Consider the following 1040-nt stretch of genomic DNA (forward strand, 5'->3'; position numbering starts at 1 on the left):
CCTTACTAAAGCAGGGAGTACAACTTCTGTTATCGGTAGGATTTCAGGAAATATTACTTGGACACGAGCAGATGGAACGGCAACAACAACTATCACTTCAACTACTAATACTGATACTCAATATATGAGCGGAAGCGCAAATAGTGTGTTAACAACAAAAGTCAATGTCCCAATTGCTAACTCAGCATCACGATTCACTGCTTCTGGATTATGGGTTGACCCTAATACAGGTTTAAATGTTCCATTCTCAGCTGTTTTAGATTTAACTGTTGTACAACTTGCTAAATCAGCTGTTCTTGCGAATGTTTATGCTGGCAATGGTGGAGCGTTCTACAATTCCATGCCTGCAAGCTTAACAGTTAACGCTGATCTATATAAAGGGGGACAACTTTCTGCAGGAAATAAAGAGATATTCTTCGGTTATTCAGATAGTAGTGTAACCACAACTGGTTCAACTGGTTATAACTCAAACCTTGGATTAGGTTGGCATTTATGTACTTCATCTACAACTGGTCAAACGCCCAATGTAGCAGCTGGTACAAATACAACTTCTCAAGGGATACTAACAGTTCTACCATCGGCTGTTACAAATGCTCAAACGTTCAAGGCTATGATCATTGACCGCGCAGGTGGTACAGCAGGTACATCAGTTAGTGGAATTATTACTCTTCTTGATTATACAGATCCATTAACTTGTACGATTGATAGTACGGCAGGTAGCATTTTTAAAAACGGTTCTGGTACAACAACACTTACTTGCCGAGTATTTCAATCTGGTGCTGAAATTGATACAAATGGAAAAACTTATACTTATAAATGGTCTCAACGTGATCAAAATGGTGTATTAAATGCCAATTTTGGCGGTACAGGCAATCAATATAAAACTGGTAAAACAATTAGTGTTGCTGCGACTGATATCAATGTCAAAGCTCAATATACATGTGAGGTGAATCAATAATGAAAAGTACATTTTATGCCAATATTGAACTTGGGGGAGAAATCACACAAGTTAGCTTTAAAGCGACAAGTGCAAGTGATGT

Annotated in this window: 1 protein-coding gene; it reads left to right on the forward strand. The window is 38.3% G+C overall.

Translation table 11 applies throughout. The annotated features are described in order from the left end of the window. A partial coding sequence (locus AB0M39_RS42230) for a hypothetical protein (RefSeq protein ID WP_365374560.1) occupies window positions 1-958 on the forward strand: 958 nt, incomplete at its 5' end. Window positions 959-1040: the final 82 nt, after the last annotated feature.

The sequence above is a fragment of the Streptomyces sp. NPDC051907 genome, from assembly GCF_040681075.1.
GTDB lineage: Bacteria > Actinomycetota > Actinomycetes > Streptomycetales > Streptomycetaceae > Streptomyces.